This window comes from Streptomyces sp. KR80 (assembly GCF_052245555.1).
Classification (GTDB): Bacteria; Actinomycetota; Actinomycetes; order Streptomycetales; family Streptomycetaceae; genus Streptomyces.
The window spans coordinates 22336-40374 of sequence record NZ_JBQQCD010000025.1; the positions used below are offsets into that span (position 1 = coordinate 22336).

Consider the following 18039-nt stretch of genomic DNA (forward strand, 5'->3'; position numbering starts at 1 on the left):
CATTGAAACGCGCACGAATACTCATGGCTTCCGTTGCCGCAGCGGGATTGCTCGCCGGCGGAATTACGGTCAATTCCGCGTTCGCGGGGGATCCCGTGCAGACCGGCGAGATCCGCGGCGCGGGCAGCCCCGACGCGGTCGACGGGAGCTACATCGTCGTGCTGAAGGACCAGGGATCGTTACTGAGTGACAAGGGCATCCGCACCGCGGCCCGTACCCTCAGCTCCCGCTTCGGCACCAAGCTGGACCATACCTTCGGCTCCGCGCTCAACGGCTTCACGATCAACGCCGACAAGGCGGAGGCGCAACGGCTGGCCGCAGACCCGGCGGTGGCGTTCGTCGAGCAGAACCAGCTGGGCCGGCTCGACGCCGAGCAGTTCGACGCCCCCTGGAACCTGGACCGAATAGACCAGCCCGATCTGCCCCTCAACAAGCGCTATCAGTACGCCACGACAGCCGACGGTGTCACCGCGTACGTCGTGGACTCGGGCATCAGGGGCAGCCACACTGAATTCGAGAGCAGGGCCGGCTCGGGTCGCGACTTCGTCGACGACGACTCATCGCCCGACGACTGCAATGGGCACGGCACGCATGTCGCGGGAACCGTCGGCGGGAAGACTTACGGTGTCGCCAAGGGCGTGAAGCTGGTCCCGGTCCGGGTGGGCAACTGTGAGGACGTCGGCAGCATCCAGCTCAGCGATTTCCTTGCGGCGCTGGACTGGATCGCGGACACGGCCAAGGGCCCGTCCGTGGTGAACATCAGTAGCGGTTTCAAGCCGAGCGACGCGATAGACGCAGCCATCAGGACCCTGGTGGACAAGGGCGTCACTGTCGTCACCTCCGCCGGCAACGACGGCGCGGACGCCTGCGGCCAGTCCCCGGCCCGGGAGCCCTCGGCGATCACCGTCGCCGCGAGCGACCAGGTCGACCGGCGTCCCAACGGCTCCAACTATGGGAAGTGCGTCGACATCTTCGCTCCCGGCGTCGACATCGTTTCCGCCGGTCTGGATTCCGACACCGCGAGCGCGACCCTGGACGGAACGTCCATGTCGGCCCCGGCTGTCACCGGCGCCGCCGCTCTCTACTTGGCCCAGCACCCCGAGGCCACTCCGGCGCAGGTGGCCGAGGCCCTCACCGGTAAGGCGTCGACCGAGAAGGTCAGGAACCCCGGTGCCGGCTCCCCGAATCGCCTGCTGTTCACCGGCGAATAGGCACCGGACCCGCCATCGGTCCGCCTGCTGACGGGTTGTTCCACAGAGTGCGGAGCCGGATCCGGTACCCCCGGATCCGGCTCCTTGCGCCCGGCTTCCGCACCAGCCCACCCCAGGCTGTGCGCCCGAGCCGACGCGGCTAGGAATGCCCGTCGGGTGCCAGCGAATGCCGGGCCAGTGAATGGCGGCGTGACCAGATGTCGGCGGAGATCCGGGCGAGCAGGCGCGCAGCCGGATCGCCGACCGCGCGCCCCCGGGCGAGCGAACCGGAGTAGCAGATGGCGAGGACATACGGAGGGGCGTCGTGGGGGAAGACGATCCCGGCACTGTGCCGAAGGCCCTGGACCCACCCGTTCTTGAAAGCGACCCGCGTCCCCGCCGGCAGCCCGGCGGCCAGGTCGACGCGGTGTACGTTCGCGGCCAGCAGGTCCAGGAGCTCACTCGGCAGCCAGCACAGCAGCCGAGCGAGATCAGCGGCGGTCACCAGATTGGTGACGCCCGCAGCACGAGCAGCGGCATCCTGGATTCCACGCCGAGTGATGCTGTGCTGGGCTCCGGCCAGACTCCAGATCTCGTTGACGGCATCGATGCCCACCTGCTCCAGCAGGGTATTCGCGGCCAGATCCGATGAGTGGGCAATCATCCGCCGCGCGAGCCAGCGCAATGACGCGCGCTTCCCCAACCGTCCCCACGTTTCGGGATCGACTTCCCAGTCCGGTGTGATGGCGAAACGTGGCCCCGGAACGGCCGAGACGAACGCATTGCGCAGCGGGACCTGTACGTCGAGGTTGTGACCGTTGCGGTGCAGGGCGGCGAGCACCGCCACCTTCATCATGCTCGCCGCGTAGTAGGTCCGATCCGGACTGCGGCCGAGGCAGGGGGCTGCACCCAACTGACCCGCATATACCGACAACATTGCACAAACGGTATCGAAACTGGCAGGCAAGGCTGCGGTGCCGCCGAAGCGCGGTGTCCGCAGGCCTGTCACCTGTTTGCCGGGCAGGACCGTCACCCCGGACGGGGTACGCATGGGCATCGAAGGCAGGACGGTGTCGCGGGCGAGGTGGTGTGAGGGTGTCAGAGCGGGCGTCGCACGACGTGGTGATCGTGGGAAACGGGGTCCTGGGACTGTCGATCGCCTTCGAAACGGCTGTCCGTTCGCCCAGCGTGCGGATCGCCGTGGTCGGTCCGCCGGCACGGCCGGGTTCCGCCACGGTGGCGGCCGGAGCCATGCTGAACTGCTTCGCCGAAGTCACCGGCTTCACCGACCGGCATCCAGCCTGCCGCGCCAAGTTCGCGCTCGCCCGCAAGGCGCTCGACGCCTGGCCGGAATGGCTCGGCCGGCTGGCGGAGAGCGCGGACGGCCCCGCCCTGCAGGACACCTGGACAGCCGGCACCTTCGTTCTCCTGGCATTCCAGTCCACGCCGACGACGGCCACGAACTTCGAGGCCGTCCGTGCCGCCGCGGCCGCGCTTGGCGAGCCGCACCAAGACGTGGACCCGCAGGACATCGAGGGCCTGTCCCCGCTCCCCCAGGAGCGGCCCGTGCGTGCCCTGTATCTGGAACGTGAAGGGTCGGTCAACGCTCGGGCCGTGCTCGCAGCGCTGGAGACCGCGGCCGATCGCCACGGGGTCGAGGCCGTTCCGGGCGAGGTGACGAGCCTGGTGATCGCAGGCGAGGGCGTGGCCGGGGTACGGCTGGCCTCAGGGGAGACGGTTCCGGCCGGCACCGTGGTGCTCGCGGCGGGCTCCGCGACCCAGCGGCTCATCGAGGACCTGCCCGCCGGCATGGTCCAGCCGATGCTGCACGGCACCGGCTTCGCGGTGGAGACCCGACGCGGGGATGGCCCCGGATTCGGGCATGTCGTGCGTACCCCCACCCGATCGGGAGGCTGCGGCCTCCACCTCGTTCCCTTGGCCGGGGGCCACGAGTACATCGGGGCGACCAACATCGTGCTGCTCGACCCACCGGAGGGCCCCCGGCTCGGCATTGCCCAGTCCCTGATGCGGTTCGCCGTCGAGCAGTTCGACCAGCGCCTCGCCTCCTCGTCGGTACGTCGTTGGCACTACGGCAGCCGGCCCATCAGCCTCGACACGTTCCCGCTCATCGGCCGGTCGCCGCTGCCGGGCCTGCTCTTCGCCACCGCCACGTACCGGGACGGCTTCCACGGTTCGCCGGTGATCGCCCGACATCTCGCCGACCTGATCACGGGGTCCACCCCCGAGCCGGAGTCGGAAGAGTCGCCCTGGGCACTCTTCACACCCGGCCGCGCACCGATCGAGACGACGGCCCCCGCAACGGCGCTCGAGCGGTACACCAGCGAATGGGTCGACACATCAGTCGAGTTCGGACTCCGTCTCCCGTACTTCCTCGACACCGAGCCGATCATCGGTGTGCGGCGCCAGCGGGCACAGGACGCACTCGACCGGCTCGGCCACCCCATCGCGCTCCAACCGGAGATTCTGGAGGCCGTGGCCGGAGCCGACGACACCAGGATGAAGCACCTCGCCACCTACCTGAGCGCCGCCCGCGAACGCCATCCGCGGCGCGACGTGTAGCCGCGCCAGGATCAGGCCCAGATCCAGGTCCAGCGCGAACGGGATGAGCGCCCCCGCGGTACTCCAGCAGCTGCTGTAGCGGGTTCGCACCGCTCGCGAGCGGCGGTGCCTCAGGAACGTGGCAGCTCGGGCGCGTTTGCGAAGAGATCGAGGTACATACCGCCCGCTACGAGCAGCCCGATCACGCCGAGAATGCCGCCGCCGAGGGCGACGGCCTTCACCCAGGGCCGGGTGTCGGCCCGCCGGGCGTATAGGGCCAGCAGCACACCGCCGATGACGACGGCGAGCAGGGCGAAGATGCCGTTCAGGAGGGCCGCGGTGTGCCAGGGGGCACTGTAGAAGGCATTGATCTGGTCGCCACCACCGCCGGTGCTGGCCTTGATCTGGCCGATCAGCTCCGTGCGGGAGCGCAGCATGTCGCTGAGGGCCGTACCGGTGAGGGAACAGAGCCCCAGCCCGGCGCTGACGACGGCGGCTGCACCCGCCACGAGACCGCCGGCGGGGGCGATGTCGGCAGGGGCATCCAGGAGATCGTCGTTCACCTCGTCGGAGGCGCCGGTGTCCGCTCCCTCCTCGTCCGTGGTCTTGTCGAGGGAGGGCTCCCGGGGCTGGACCGGATCCGGGGTCTCCTCCTCGTTCTCGGTGTTGCCATCGGTGGCATCGGTGATCTTGGTGCTCTCAGTAGCCATGGTGCGCCACCGTACGGGTCCTCCTCTAAGAGTTCAATAAAGTCTTCCCCCAACACTGGCAAAGTGATCAATCGATGCGGAGCGCCATTCGGCGGCCCTGGAGCATCTACCGGCTGGGACGGTCGGCCCGAACTCTAGGCAAGCTCGACGAGGAGATCGCCGCCTTCCACCTGCTGGATCGAGTTGATGGCGACCCGGGAGACGGTCCCGCCCTTCGGGGCAGTGATGGTCGCTTCCATCTTCATCGCTTCGATGGTGGCCACGGTGGCACCGGCCTCAACCTCGTCGCCCTCGACGACCGTCAGCGTCACCACGCCGGCGAACGGGGCGGCGACATGACCAGGATTGGTCTTGTCGGCCTTCTCTGTCGCCGGCACATCGGACGCCACCGAGGTGTCCCGCACCTGGATCGGTCGCAGTTGACCGTTCAACGTGGACATCACCGTGCGAATGCCGCGTTCGTCGGCCTCGCCGATGGCTTCCAGCTCAATGAGCAGCCGGACGCCCGGCTCAAGGTCCACCGTGTACTCCTTCCCCGGGCGCAGCCCGTAGAAGAAGTCCTTGCTGTCCAGCACGCTGGTGTCGCCGTAAGCCTGACGATGTGTCTCGAAGTCCTTCGTCGGCCCGGGGAACAGCAACCGGTTCAGCGTCGCCCGCCGGTCCTTCTCCAGCCGTTCACGGTCCTCCTCGAAGAGCTCCTGTGTCGGCTTGGGGTCGGCGCGGCCTTCCAGCGCCTTGCTGCGGAACGGCTCTGGCCACCCGCCCGGCGGGTTGCCCAGCTCACCGCGGAGGAACCCGATGACCGAGTCGGGGATGTCGAACCCGTTCGGCCGGGCCTCGAAGTCCGCTGCCGGCACCCCGGCTCCGACCAGGTGCAGCGCGAGGTCGCCGACAACCTTCGATGACGGGGTGACCTTCACCAGGCGGCCGAGGACCTTGTCGGCGGCGGCGTACATCGCCTCGATCTCCTCGAAGCGGTCGCCGAGGCCCAGTGCGATGGCCTGCGTGCGCAGGTTGGACAGCTGCCCGCCAGGGATCTCGTGGTGGTACACGCGCCCGGTCGGCGAGGCGAGGCCCGCCTCGAAGGGCGCGTAGATCTTGCGTACGCTCTCCCAGTACGGCTCCAGATCACCGATCGCTTGGAGATCCAGCCCGGTCGGCCGGTCGGAGTGGTCGGTGGCGGCCACGATCGCCGACAGCGACGGCTGCGAGGTGGTGCCCGCCATGGAGGCCACCGCCCCGTCCACCGCGTCCGCACCGGCCTGGATCGCCGCGAGATAGGTGGCAAGCTGGCCGCCCGCGGTGTCGTGGGTGTGGATGTGCACCGGTAGATCGAATTCCCTGCGCAGCGCGGATACGAGCTTCGCCGCGGCCGGGGCGCGCAGCAACCCTGCCATGTCCTTGACCGCCAGCACGTGCGCGCCCGCGGTCACGATCTGCTCGGCCAGCCTGAGGTAGTAGTCCAGGGTGTACAGCTGCTCCGACGGGTCGGACAGGTCGGAGGTGTAGCAGAGCGCGACCTCGGCGATCGCGGAACCGGTCTCCCGCACGGCCTCGATGGCGGGCCGCATCTGTCCGACGTCGTTGAGCGCGTCGAAGATCCGGAAGATGTCGATGCCGGTGGCCGTGGCCTCTTGCACGAAGGCGCTTGCCACCTCGGTCGGGTAGGGCGTGTAGCCCACCGTGTTACGTCCGCGCAGCAGCATCTGCAGGCAGACGTTCGGTACCGCTTCACGCAGGGCGGCGAGGCGCTCCCAGGGGTCCTCGGCGAGGAAGCGCAGCGCGACGTCGTAGGTGGCGCCGCCCCAGCATTCCAGGGACAGCAGCTGCGGCACGGTCTGCGCCACCACCGGAGCCACGGCGAGCAGGTCTTTCGTTCGGACCCGGGTGGCGAGCAGCGACTGATGCGCGTCTCGGAAGGTGGTGTCGGTGACGCCGATCGTCGGCGACTCGCGCAACCACCGCGCGAAACCCTCCGGCCCGAGCGCGGTGAGCTGCTGCTTGGAGCCGGCAGGCGGCTCGGCTTCGGGAAGCCGCGGCAGCTTGGTGGTCGGCTCGATCAGCCGGGGCCGCTCGCCGTGGGGCTTGTTGACCGTGACATCGGCGAGGTAGGTGAGCAGTTTTGTGCCGCGGTCGGCGGAGTGCCGTGCGGTCAGCAGGTGCGGCCGTTGCTCGATGAACGACGTGGTGACCTCGCCTGCCCCGAAGGCCGGATCGTCCAGCACGGCCTGCAGAAACGGAATGTTCGTGGACACACCGCGGATACGGAACTCGGCCACAGCGCGCCGGGCCCGGCCAATCGCAGTTTTGAAGTCCCGGCCCCGGCAGGTCAGCTTGACCAGCATCGAGTCGAAGTGCGCGCTGATCTCCGTGCCGGAGTGGGCGGTACCGCCGTCGAGCCGGATACCCGAGCCGCCCGGCGAGCGGTAGGCGCTGATCATGCCGGTGTCCGGGCGGAACCCGTTGGCCGGGTCCTCGGTGGTGATCCGGCACTGCAGCGCGGCACCACGCAGGTAGACGGTCTCCTGCGTCAACCCAAGGTCGGCCAGCGTCTCACCACCGGCGATGCGCAGCTGCGCCTGTACGAGATCGACATCGGTGACCTCCTCGGTCACCGTGTGCTCGACCTGGATGCGCGGGTTCATTTCGATGAACACGTGCCGACCCTCGCGATCGAGCAGGAACTCCACGGTCCCCGCGTTGCGGTAGCCGATCTGCCGGGCGAACTTCACGGCGTCGTGGCAGATCCGCTCGCGCAGCTCCGGATCGAGGTTGGGCGCGGGCGCAAGCTCGATCACCTTCTGGTGGCGCCGCTGCACCGAACAGTCGCGCTCAAAGAGGTGGATGACATCGCCCTCGGCGTCGGCGAGGATCTGCACCTCGATGTGCCGGGGGTCGACGACGGCCTTCTCCAGGAAGACCGTCGGGTCACCGAATGCGGACTCGGCCTCACGGGCCGCCGCCTCGATGGACTCACGCAGCATTCCGGGATCCGCGACCCGCCGCATACCGCGCCCGCCACCACCGGCGACCGCCTTGACGAACACGGGGAAGCCGATCTCCTCCGCGGCCCGGATCAGCTCGTCCACATCGGTGGAGGGCGCCGAGGAACCGAGCACCGGGACGCCGGCCTCGCGCGCCGCGGCCACCGCGCGAGCCTTGTTTCCGGTCAGCTCCAGGATCTCCGCGCTCGGGCCGACGAACGTGACACCCGCCTCCTCGCACGCGCGCGCAAGGTCGGGGTTTTCGGACAGGAAGCCGTACCCGGGGTAGACCGCGTCCGCACCCGCCTTCCGTGCCGCGCGAACGATCTCCTGGACGGAGAGATAGGCCCGCACCGGGTGCCCCGGTTCACCGATCTCATAGGCCTCATCGGCCTTCAGCCGGTGCAACGAGTTGCGATCTTCATGCGGGAAGACCGCAACGGTTCTCGCGCCCAGCTCATAGCCGGCGCGGAACGCGCGAATCGCGATCTCCCCCCGGTTGGCGACCAGCACCTTGCGGAACATGCCCGATCCCTTCTGCCTGCCCGGTACGAACACCAACCTTGTCGGCGACGCCCCTGCTGTACAGCGCACAGCCTGCACCCTGGTCATCCGGTTCGAACAGGGGGACGTGATCGTCCTCTCACACCGGGAACACCTCGACGTCCGCGACGCAAACCGCCTCGGTGGGGGCCCCTGCCCGTGGCGCGGGCCGTCTTGGGCGCGTGCGGCAACCATTCACCGACCGGGAAACCACCCCCAGCAGAAGGGTCTGGAAGAGGAGGAGCCCCGCATGGCACATCGTCGTCAACGCTTCCGCCTGGCCGGTGTGCTGCTGGGCATCGGTGCGATGCTGGCAGCCGGCCTCGCCGCGAGCCCGTCCGTGCACGCCGCAGCGCCCGGCTCGCTCGGCAGCCTGGCCAAGTTCAAGGGCAGATACTTCGGCTCTGCCACCGACAACCCGCACATGTTCGATGAGCCCTACTCGTCGATTCTGGGCAGCGAGTTCACCCAGATCACCCCTGGCAACCGGATGAAGTGGCAGTTCACCGAGCCACGCCAGAACCAGTTCAGCTTCGGCGAGGCCGATACGGTCGTGAACTTCGCCGGCGATCATGACCAGATCGTGCGGGGTCACACGCTCGTCTGGCACTCCCAGCTCCCGAGCTGGGTGAGCAGCCTGCCGCCCAGTCAGGTGCAGGCCGCGATGAACAACCACATCACCAGGGAAGTCACCCACTTCAAGGGCAAGATCCACTCATGGGACGTGGTCAACGAGCCGTTCAATGAGGACGGGACCTACCGGAACAGCCCCTTCTACAACGCGATGGGCGGCTCCTACATCGCCGAGGCGTTCCGCACCGCCCGCGCCGCCGACCCGTCCGCGAAGCTGTGCCTCAACGACTACAACGTCGAAGGGGTGAACGCCAAGAGCAACGCGCTCTACCACCTGGTCTCCTCGCTGCGCTCACAGGGCCTGATCGACTGTGTCGGCTTACAGGCACACCTGATCGTCGGCCGGATACCCGGCGACATGAGGTCGAACCTCCAGCGCTTCGCCAACCTGGGCGTCGATGTGCAGATCACCGAGCTGGACATTCGGATGACCCTGCCGCGCACGATCGACAAGGACAGCCAGCAGGCAGCCGACTACGCCACCGTGGTCAACGCCTGCCTGGCGATCAGCCGCTGTACCGGGATCACCGTGTGGGACTTCACCGACAAGCACTCCTGGATCCCTGACGTCTTCCCCGGCCAGGGCGCGGCGTTGCCTTACGACGAGAACTTCGAGAAGAAGCTGGCGTACAGCTCGATCTGGGTCGCGCTCGGGGGCATCACCGCACAGCTGCGCGGGGTCGGTTCCCACCGCTGCGTGGACGTGCCGAACTCCAGCACGGCCGACGGTACGCAGCTGCAGATCTGGGACTGCAGCGGCCGTTCCAACCAGCAGTGGTCGTACACCTCCGGCAGACAACTGACGGTCTACGGCAACAAGTGCCTGGACGCCGCCGGAACCACCAAGGGAAGCAGGGCCCGGATCTGGAGTTGCTCAGGCGCCGGCAACCAGCAGTGGGTTCTCCACTCCAACGGATCGATCACCCATGTCCCGTCGGGACTGTGCCTCGATGTGTCCGGCCAGGGCACCGCGAACGGCACAGCCGTTCAGCTGTGGTCCTGCAGCGGCGCGAACAACCAGAAATGGATCAGAGGCTGACGAACGGGAGCATGTCGCCCGGCGACCGGTGATCTCCCGCGGCGCGCCGCGTATCGATCCCGACGGCCGCTCGTACCCTACGAGCGGAGCCGTCGACACCCCCTGCAACCATTCCGTCGCTGGCGGCAACACCAGGGTGACGACTCCACCCCCACGCTTTCAGGAGTGCCGGATGAGCCGCAGAACGAGCAGCCGTACCGCACCGCCCCTGATGACCCCCACCGTCACGAGCCGCAGGCGCGTTCTCGCCGGCGCCGCCGCCGCGCTGGGCGCCGGTGCCGCCACCGCCCTGAGTCTTCCCGGCTCCGCTGCCGCCGCTCCGCGCGGTGCCGGGCCCGGCACGCAACACGCCTCGGGCCAGCTGGTCACCGCCACCGTGTACATCGCGAGCGACTCCACGGCGCAGACGTACGCCTCGAGGTTCTACCCGGAGGCGGGCTGGGGACAGATGATCCCCCGCTATTTCACCCGGAACATCACGGTCGCCAACCACGCCATCGGCGGCCGCAGCTCACGGACGTTCATCGAGCAGGGGCGGCTGGCCGCCATCCACCAGGTGATCCGGCCGGGCGACTATCTGTTCGTTCAGTTCGGCCACAACGACGCCAGCGCGAGCAGGCCGGACCGCTACACGCCGCCCGCGGACTACAAGGAGTACCTGCGCCGGGACTACATACGGGCCACCCGGTCCCGCGGTGCCACGCCGGTTGTCGTCACCCCGGTCTCGCGGCGCGACTACAACCCGTCCACGGGCCGGTTCAACGTGTCCTTCCCCGCGTATGTGGACGCGGCCAAGGCGGTGGCGGCGGAGGAGAATGCGCCGCTGGTCGACCTGTCGGCGCTCAGCCGTGCCTATCTGAACTCGATCGGCGTGGAGGCGTCCAAAGAGATCTTCCTGTGGCTGGATCGGGGGGAGTATCCGAACTTCCCGAACGGCGTCCAGGACAACACTCACTTCCAGGAGAAGGGCGCCATCCAGATGGCCCGCCTGGTCTCGGAGGCCGTGGCCAAGCTGGGCCTGCCGCTCTCCGGCGAGGTCGTCCCGCCCATGGCCTCCCATTAGGCCCAGGCATCGGCGCGCTGCACCGCCGACACCGTGCCGTGGGTTCAGAAAATTCTGGCCCAAGCTCGACGGCGAGGTCCCAACCGGCCCGGAGGTCCACCTGATCTTGCACGACCAGGTCACCACAAAACCCCCGCCCATCAAGAATGACCCCCAGGCGATTTGTCTGGACCAGGACCGCCGACGAAATCCGGGGGAATTTCGCAGCCCACTGTCGACAGTCGATGGCTCAGGGCACGAGGACCCATCCGCCCGATGCGCGTTCTCCCGGGTAAAACGTGAGGTGGGAGGCCTATACGGGGCGGCCGCGTAACCCGGCGTTGTAAACGCCGGGTTACAGCGTCCGCACCAGCATCGTCGCCGTTATGTGTGCATGCTCAGATCTGTCGAGCGGGGTCTTGTAGGGCATAAACACGCCGCTTACGGTGACTGGGCCTGCGCAGCCCAGGGCGGGTGCCCCGAATTCTAGAATATTGGGAGAGGTGGGACTCGTGTCCGATTCCTCGAATGGCCCGGCCGGCGTACAACGGGCCAGGTCGGACACCGATTTCGAAGATTCCCTACTCCGCATCGGCGGGCACTTTCAACGAGGCGAGACCTCGGCGGACCTCCGGACGGTGCACAAGATCGGCGGCAGGTCCGCCGATGTCTTCTACCGGGACCGATGGGCCTACGACAAGGTCGTACGGTCCACCCACGGGGTGAACTGCACCGGATCCTGCTCCTGGAAGGTCTACGTCAAGGACGGGATCATCACCTGGGAGGCGCAGCAGACCGACTACCCGTCGATCGGCCCGGACAAGCCCGAGTACGAACCCCGCGGCTGTCCGCGGGGCGCCTCGTTCTCCTGGTACACCTACTCCCCCGCCCGGGTCCGTTACCCGTATGTGCGCGCGACGCTGCTCGAGCTCTACCGCGAGGCCAAACAGCGGCTCGAGGATCCGGTGCTGGCCTGGGCAGACATCGTCGAGGACCCGGAGAAGGCCCGCAGGTACAAGTCCGCACGCGGCAAGGGCGGGTTCGTGCGCGCCGAGTGGTGGGAGGCCGCCGAGATCGTCGCCGCCGCGCACGTGCACACGATCAGGCGGCACGGGCCCGACCGGGTCGCAGGGTTCTCGCCGATTCCCGCGATGTCGATGGTGAGCCACGCTGCCGGCGCCCGCTTCATCTCGCTCATCGGCGGCTCGATGCTCTCCTTCTACGACTGGTACGCCGACCTGCCGGTGGCCTCGCCTCAGGTGTTCGGCGACCAGACCGACGTTCCGGAGTCCGCCGACTGGTTCGACGCCGGCTACTTGATCATGTGGGGATCCAACGTCCCGGTGACCCGTACGCCCGACGCCCACTACATGACCGAGGCACGTTACCGAGGCCAGAAGGTCGTGGTGGTCTCCCCTGATTACGCGGACAACACCAAGTTCGCCGACGAATGGCTGCCCGCGCGGCCGGGCACCGACGGGGCGCTGGCCATGTCCATGGGGCATGTGATCCTCAAAGAGTTCTTCGTCGACAAGACGACTCCGCGGTTCGCCGACTACGTCAAGCGCTACACCGACCTGCCGTTCCTGGTCACTCTCACCGAACGCGATGACGGTTACGTTCCCGGCAAGTTCCTCACCGCCACCGACCTGGGCGAGACGGGCGAGGGCGCCGAGTTCAAGACGGTCCTGCTGGACGCCGACGGCGCCCCCGTGGTCCCCGGTGGCTCGCTCGGTCACCGGTTCACCGATTCCGGGCAGGGCAACTGGAATCTGGATCTCGGTGCGGTCGACCCGCTGTTGTCGCTGCACAGCGACGACACCGACGCGGTGACCGTCGCCCTGCCCCGGTTCGACGCGGTCGACACCGCCGACCCGGGCGTGCTGCACCGCGGCGTGCCCACGCGGATCGTCGACGGGCATCGGGTGACCACCGTGTTCGACCTGCTGCTGGCCCAGTACGGCGTGCACCGCCCGGGGCTTCCCGGCGACTGGCCCGCCGACTATGACGATGCGTCACAGCCGTACACGCCAGCCTGGCAGGAGCCGATCACCGGAGTGCCCGCGAAGGCCGCCGAGCGGATCGCCCGCGAGTTCGCCGACAACGCCGAGCGTTCCGGCGGTCGTTCGATGATCCTCATGGGAGCGGGCACCAATCACTGGTTCCACTCCGACCAGATCTACCGCTCGTTCCTGGCGCTCACGATGCTCACCGGCTGCCAGGGCGTCAACGGCGGCGGCTGGGCCCACTATGTCGGCCAGGAGAAGTGCCGGCCGATCACGGGCTGGGCGACGCTCGCCTTCGGTCTTGACTGGCAGCGGCCACCGCGCCAGATGCAGGGCACGGTGTACTGGTACCTGGCCACCGACCAGTGGCGCTACGACCCGTTCACCTCCGAGGCGATGGCATCGCCGCTGGCCACCGGGCGCTTCGCAGGACGCACCGCGGCCGACAACATCGCGCTGGCCAGCCGCTTGGGCTGGATGCCGAGCTACCCGACGTTCAACCGCAACCCGCTGGACCTGGCCGACGAAGCGGAGCGGCTGGGCAAGGACGGTGCGCAGCACGTCGTGGACGGCCTGAAGTCCGGACACCTGCGCTTCGCCTGTGAGGATCCGGACGCGCCGGAGAACTTCCCGCGCGTGCTCACCGTGTGGCGCGCAAACCTCCTCGGCTCCTCCGCCAAGGGCAACGAGTACTTCCTGCGCCATCTACTCGGCACCGACTCCAACCTGCAGGCGACCGACCGCGAAGGGGTCCGGCCCGAGGAGGTCACCTGGCGGGAGGAGGCACCGGTCGGCAAGCTGGATCTGCTGCTGTCGCTGGACTTCCGGATGACCAGCACCACGCTGTTCTCCGACGTGGTGCTGCCCGCCGCCACCTGGTACGAGAAGCACGACCTGTCCAGCACGGACATGCACCCGTACGTGCACGCCTTCTCCCCGGCGATCTCGCCGCCCTGGGAGGCCAAGACCGACTTCGAGGCCTTCCACCGGATCGCCCGCGGCTTCTCCTGGCTCGCCGAGAAGCACCTGGGCACGCGCAAGGACATCGTCGCGGTACCGCTGACACACGACACCGCCGACGCCACCGCGCAGCCGGGCGGCCGCGTGCGCGACTGGAAGGCGGGCGAGTGCGAGCCGATACCGGGCAGGACGATGCCCCGGCTGGTCGTGGTCGAACGTGACTACGCGGCTGTGGCTGAGAAGATGGCAGCGCTCGGCCCGCTGGTGGACACTCTCGGTCTGACCACGAAGGGCGTGACGGTGCACCCGGACGCGGAGGTCGACCACCTCAAGGGCGTCAACGGTGCCGTCCCGTCCGGGGTCGCCGCGGGCAGGCCGAAGCTCGCCAAGGACACCCATGCGGCCGAGGCGATCCTGGCGCTGTCCGGCACCACCAACGGCAGGCTCGCCACCGAAGGCTTCCACGCTCTCGAGCGGCGCACCGGCACGAAGCTCGCCGACCTCGCGGCCGAGAACGAGGGCAAGCGGATCACCTTCGCGGACACCCAGTCCCGCCCGGTGCCGGTGATCACCTCACCGGAGTGGTCCGGCAGCGAGACCGGCGGCCGGCGCTACGCCCCGTTCACCATCAACACCGAGCGGCTCAAGCCGTGGCACACGCTGACGGGCAGGCAGCACTTCTTCCTCGATCACGACTGGATGTTCGAACTCGGTGAGCAACTGCCGGTCTTCCGGCCGCCGCTGGACATGACGGCGCTGTTCGCCGAACCCGTCGTCGGCGCCACAGGGGACGCCGGGGTGACCGTCCGCTACCTCACTCCGCACTCGAAATGGTCGATCCACTCCGCCTACCAGGACAACCTGCACATGCTGACGCTGTCCCGGGGCGGGCAGGCGATCTGGATGTCCGATGTGGACGCGGCGAAGATCGGCGTCAAGGACAACGACTGGATCGAGGCCGTCAACCGCAACGGGGTCGTGGTCGCGCGGGCGATCGTCAGCCACCGGATGCCCGAGGGAACGGTGTTCATGTACCACGCCCAGGACCGCGCGGTCGATGTGCCGCGCACCGAGAAGACCGGCAAACGCGGCGGCATCCACAACGCGCTCACCCGGTTGATGATCAAGCCGTCGCACCTGATCGGCGGCTATGCCCAGCAGTCGTACGCGATCAACTACCACGGCCCGACCGGCAATCAGCGCGATGAGGTCACGACCATCCGGCGCAGGGGCCAGGAGGTGCGGTACTGATGAAGGTCATGGCACAGCTGGCCATGGTGATGAACCTGGACAAGTGCATCGGCTGCCACACCTGCAGCGTCACCTGCAAGCAGGCGTGGACCAACCGCGGCGGTGTCGAGTACGTCTGGTTCAACAACGTGGAGACCCGGCCGGGGCAGGGATATCCGCGCCAGTACGAGAACCAGGACAAGTGGCGGGGCGGCTGGGAGCTGTCCAAGCGCGGCAAGCTCCGGCTGCGCACGGGATCCCGGCTGAAGCGACTGCTGAACATCTTCGCCAACCCGGACCTGCCCACCGTGTCGGACTACTACGAGCCGTGGACGTACGACTACGAGAACCTGCTGTCCGCGCCGCCGTCGGACACCACGCCGGTGGCCCGGCCCAAGTCGCTGATCACCGGCGAGGACACCAAGGTCACCTGGGGAGCCAACTGGGACGACGACCTGGGCGGCGGTCCGGAGCAGATCGGCCGGGACCCGCTGCTGGCCAAGGTGTCCGAGCAGGTGAAGCTCGAGTTCGAGCAGACGTACATGTTCTACCTGCCGCGGATCTGCGAGCACTGCCTCAACCCGTCCTGCGCGGCGTCCTGCCCGTCCGGTGCGATCTACAAGCGCAGCGAGGACGGCATCGTCCTGGTCGACCAGGACCGCTGCCGCGGCTGGCGGCAGTGCGTCACCGGGTGCCCGTACAAGAAGATCTACTTCAACCACAAGACCGGCAAGGCCGAGAAGTGCACCTTCTGCTATCCGCGCGTCGAGGTCGGCATCCCGACTGTCTGCTCGGAGACCTGCGTCGGGCGGCTGCGCTACATCGGCGTGCTGCTCTACGACGCCGACGCGGTGCTGGACGCGGCCTCGGTCGAGAACGACAAGGACCTCTACCCGGCCCAGTTGGGCGTGTTCCTCAACCCGCACGACCCGCGGGTGGTCGCGGAGGCCGAGCGGGCGGGCATCTCGAGCGAGTGGATCGAGGCGGCACAGAACTCACCGGTCTACCGGTTGATCGTCGACTATCAGGTCGCGTTGCCGCTGCACCCGGAGTACCGCACGATGCCGATGGTCTGGTACGTGCCGCCGCTCTCGCCGGTGGTGGACGTGCTCGCCGAGACCGGACATGACGGCGAGGACGCGGGCAACCTCTTCGGCGCGATCGACGCGCTGCGCATCCCGGTGGAGTACCTGGCGGAGCTGTTCACCGCGGGCGACGTCGGGCCGGTGCGTGCCTCGCTGCAACGCCTTGCCGCGATGCGCGCGCACATGCGCCGGATCAACCTGGGCGAGCCGACCACGCCGGAGATCGCCGAGTCGGTGCGGCTCACGCCCGACGAGGTCGAGGCCATGTACCGGCTGCTGGCGATCGCCAAGTACGAGGAGCGGTACGTGATCCCCAGCGGCGCGGGCGCGGACGCGCACCGGCTGGACGCGATCGCCACGGGGTGCAGCCTGGACGGCGACGGCGGTCCTGGCATGACCGCGTTCGATGCGATGGCGGAGAAGTTCCACCTCACCGACACCAACGGCGCGGCGCCCGAGGACAAGCGGACCCGCATCAACCTGCTGAACTGGGACGGCGAGCGCACCGACGGCCTGTTCCCGGCCCAACAGGAACGGGGCGGCTCCCCTGACGACGGTCAGCAGACCGAGCAGGCCCCCGCGACGGAGGGCGTCCGATGAGCCCGCTCCGGGTGGGCAAGCGAGGGACCGGGAACGCGGCAGCCCAGCACCTGTCCGAGCGGCAGCGGCGGATCGTGTGGCGGATCGCCGGTCTGCTGCTGGACTATCCGACCGGCCAGAGGCTGAACCTGCTGGAGGAGATGGCGGCAGCGGCAGGGTCCGTGCCCGCGCCGGCTGGTCCGGCGCTAGTGTCGTTCGTCGAGAGTGCTCGCCGGATGTCGCCGATGGACCTGGCCGCGCACTATGTGGAGACCTTCGACCTGCGCCGTCGCAGCTGCCTGCATCTGACCTACTACGCCTACGGCGACACCCGCAAGCGTGGCATGGCGCTGCTGCGGTTCAAGCACGCCTACAAGACGGCAGGTGTCACGCTTGGCGACCACGAACTCCCCGACCATCTCGCCGTGGTGCTGGAGTTCGCCGCGACCGTCGACCCCACGTCCGGTCGGCGGCTGCTCGTCGAGCACCGAGCCGTCGTGGAACTGCTCCGGCTGTCCCTGGTGGACGGCGGGTCGCCATATACGTACGTACTCGAGGCGGTGTGTGCGACCTTGCCCGAGCTGGGCACGGCCGACCGGCGCCGGATCGCCGAACTGGCCGCACAGGGCCCGCCCGAGGAAGAAGTCGGTCTGGAGCCGTTCGCCATGGATCCCATGACGCAGCCCGAGCTGGGAGGACGCCGGTGATCACCCTGCTCTGGCTCGCCATACCGTACGTGGCCCTCACCTCCTTCGTCCTCGGGCACATCTGGCGCTACCGGCACGACCAGTTCGGCTGGACCACGCGGTCCTCGCAGCTCTACGAGAGCAGGCTGCTGCGGCTGGGCAGCCCGCTGTTCCACTTCGGACTGCTGGCGGTGATCGGCGGGCACGCGATGGGCATCCTGATCCCGGCGAGCTGGACCGAGTTCGTCGGCGTCTCGGAAGGGGCGTACCACGTCCTCTCGGTGTCAGCGGGCACGCTGTCCGGGCTGGCCACGGTCGCGGGCCTGGCGATTCTGCTCTACCGCCGGATCACCGTGCCCGCCGTGCGCAAAGCCACCACGACCAACGACAAGATCATGTACACGCTGCTGACCGCCGCCATCGCGACCGGGATGCTGAACACCGTCGGCGACAACCTCATCGGCGGCGGCTACGACTATCGCGCCACCGTCGCGCCGTGGTTCCGCAGCCTGTTCTCGCTGAACCCGCAGCCGGAACTGATGACGGGCGTCCCGATCAGCTTCCAGGTGCACAATCTCGTCGTACTCGCCCTGCTGGCGATCTGGCCGTACACCCGCCTGGTGCACGTGTTCAGCGCACCGCTGGGCTATCTGGTCCGGCCGTACGTGGTGTACCGCAGCCGGGACCCGAAGGGCCCGGATGCCCGCCGTTATTCACGCGCGTGGGAGACGCCGACCGCCCCGCCCGCCCGACGCTGACACTCACGTCGCGCCGCGTGTGCCGTTCCGCACAG

At 68.5% G+C, this 18039-nt stretch carries 11 protein-coding genes; 8 read left to right on the forward strand and 3 right to left on the reverse strand.

Annotated features, from left to right (window positions below; genetic code table 11):
• Nucleotides 1-23: 23 nt before the first annotated feature.
• Nucleotides 24-1211: a S8 family peptidase gene (locus ACTWQI_RS26380; protein ID WP_443274248.1), complete on the forward strand. Its 1188-nt coding sequence runs from the start codon at nucleotides 24-26 to the stop codon at nucleotides 1209-1211.
• 139 nt (nucleotides 1212-1350) lie between these two features.
• On the opposite strand, the gene ACTWQI_RS26385 is transcribed toward ACTWQI_RS26380, so the two are convergent.
• Nucleotides 1351-2223, reverse strand: coding sequence for a serine hydrolase (locus ACTWQI_RS26385; protein WP_443274249.1), 873 nt, complete (start codon nucleotides 2221-2223; stop codon nucleotides 1351-1353).
• A 62-nt stretch (nucleotides 2224-2285) separates the two neighbouring features.
• Between ACTWQI_RS26385 and ACTWQI_RS26390 the strand changes: the two genes are divergently transcribed.
• Nucleotides 2286-3770, forward strand: coding sequence for an NAD(P)/FAD-dependent oxidoreductase (locus tag ACTWQI_RS26390; protein ID WP_443274250.1), 1485 nt, complete (start codon nucleotides 2286-2288; stop codon nucleotides 3768-3770).
• 110 nt (nucleotides 3771-3880) lie between these two features.
• On the opposite strand, the gene ACTWQI_RS26395 is transcribed toward ACTWQI_RS26390, so the two are convergent.
• Together ACTWQI_RS26395 and ACTWQI_RS26400 are read right to left on the reverse strand one after the other, a co-directional pair.
• Nucleotides 3881-4459 carry a hypothetical protein gene (locus ACTWQI_RS26395; RefSeq protein WP_443274251.1) on the reverse strand — a complete coding sequence of 193 codons (579 nt, stop codon included), beginning with the start codon at nucleotides 4457-4459 and terminating at the stop codon, nucleotides 3881-3883.
• Between the two features lie 134 nt (nucleotides 4460-4593).
• A complete protein-coding gene (locus ACTWQI_RS26400; RefSeq protein ID WP_443274252.1) occupies nucleotides 4594-7968 on the reverse strand; it encodes a pyruvate carboxylase in 3375 nt (1124 codons plus the stop codon).
• A 268-nt stretch (nucleotides 7969-8236) separates the two neighbouring features.
• Between ACTWQI_RS26400 and ACTWQI_RS26405 the strand changes: the two genes are divergently transcribed.
• The 6 genes from ACTWQI_RS26405 (at nucleotide 8237) to narI (ending at nucleotide 18004) form a co-directional block, all read left to right on the forward strand.
• Nucleotides 8237-9658 (forward strand): endo-1,4-beta-xylanase, encoded by a 1422-nt coding sequence (locus tag ACTWQI_RS26405; protein WP_443274253.1) that lies wholly within the window; start codon nucleotides 8237-8239, stop codon nucleotides 9656-9658.
• Nucleotides 9659-9830: 172 nt separating this feature from the next.
• Nucleotides 9831-10721, forward strand: a complete 891-nt coding sequence (locus ACTWQI_RS26410) for a rhamnogalacturonan acetylesterase (RefSeq protein ID WP_443274254.1) — start codon at nucleotides 9831-9833, stop codon at nucleotides 10719-10721.
• A 482-nt stretch (nucleotides 10722-11203) separates the two neighbouring features.
• Nucleotides 11204-14917, forward strand: a complete 3714-nt coding sequence (locus ACTWQI_RS26415) for a nitrate reductase subunit alpha (RefSeq protein ID WP_443274255.1) — start codon at nucleotides 11204-11206, stop codon at nucleotides 14915-14917.
• Nucleotides 14917-16581 (forward strand): nitrate reductase subunit beta, encoded by a 1665-nt coding sequence (narH, locus tag ACTWQI_RS26420; RefSeq protein WP_443274256.1) that lies wholly within the window; start codon nucleotides 14917-14919, stop codon nucleotides 16579-16581. The genes ACTWQI_RS26415 and narH overlap by 1 nt, the downstream gene beginning before the upstream one ends.
• Nucleotides 16578-17267: a nitrate reductase molybdenum cofactor assembly chaperone gene (narJ, locus tag ACTWQI_RS26425; protein WP_443274257.1), complete on the forward strand. Its 690-nt coding sequence runs from the start codon at nucleotides 16578-16580 to the stop codon at nucleotides 17265-17267. The genes narH and narJ overlap by 4 nt, the downstream gene beginning before the upstream one ends.
• A complete protein-coding gene (gene narI / locus ACTWQI_RS26430) occupies nucleotides 17264-18004 on the forward strand; it encodes a respiratory nitrate reductase subunit gamma (protein WP_443274258.1) in 741 nt (246 codons plus the stop codon). Before narJ ends, narI begins: the two co-directional genes overlap by 4 nt.
• Nucleotides 18005-18039 lie beyond the last annotated feature (35 nt).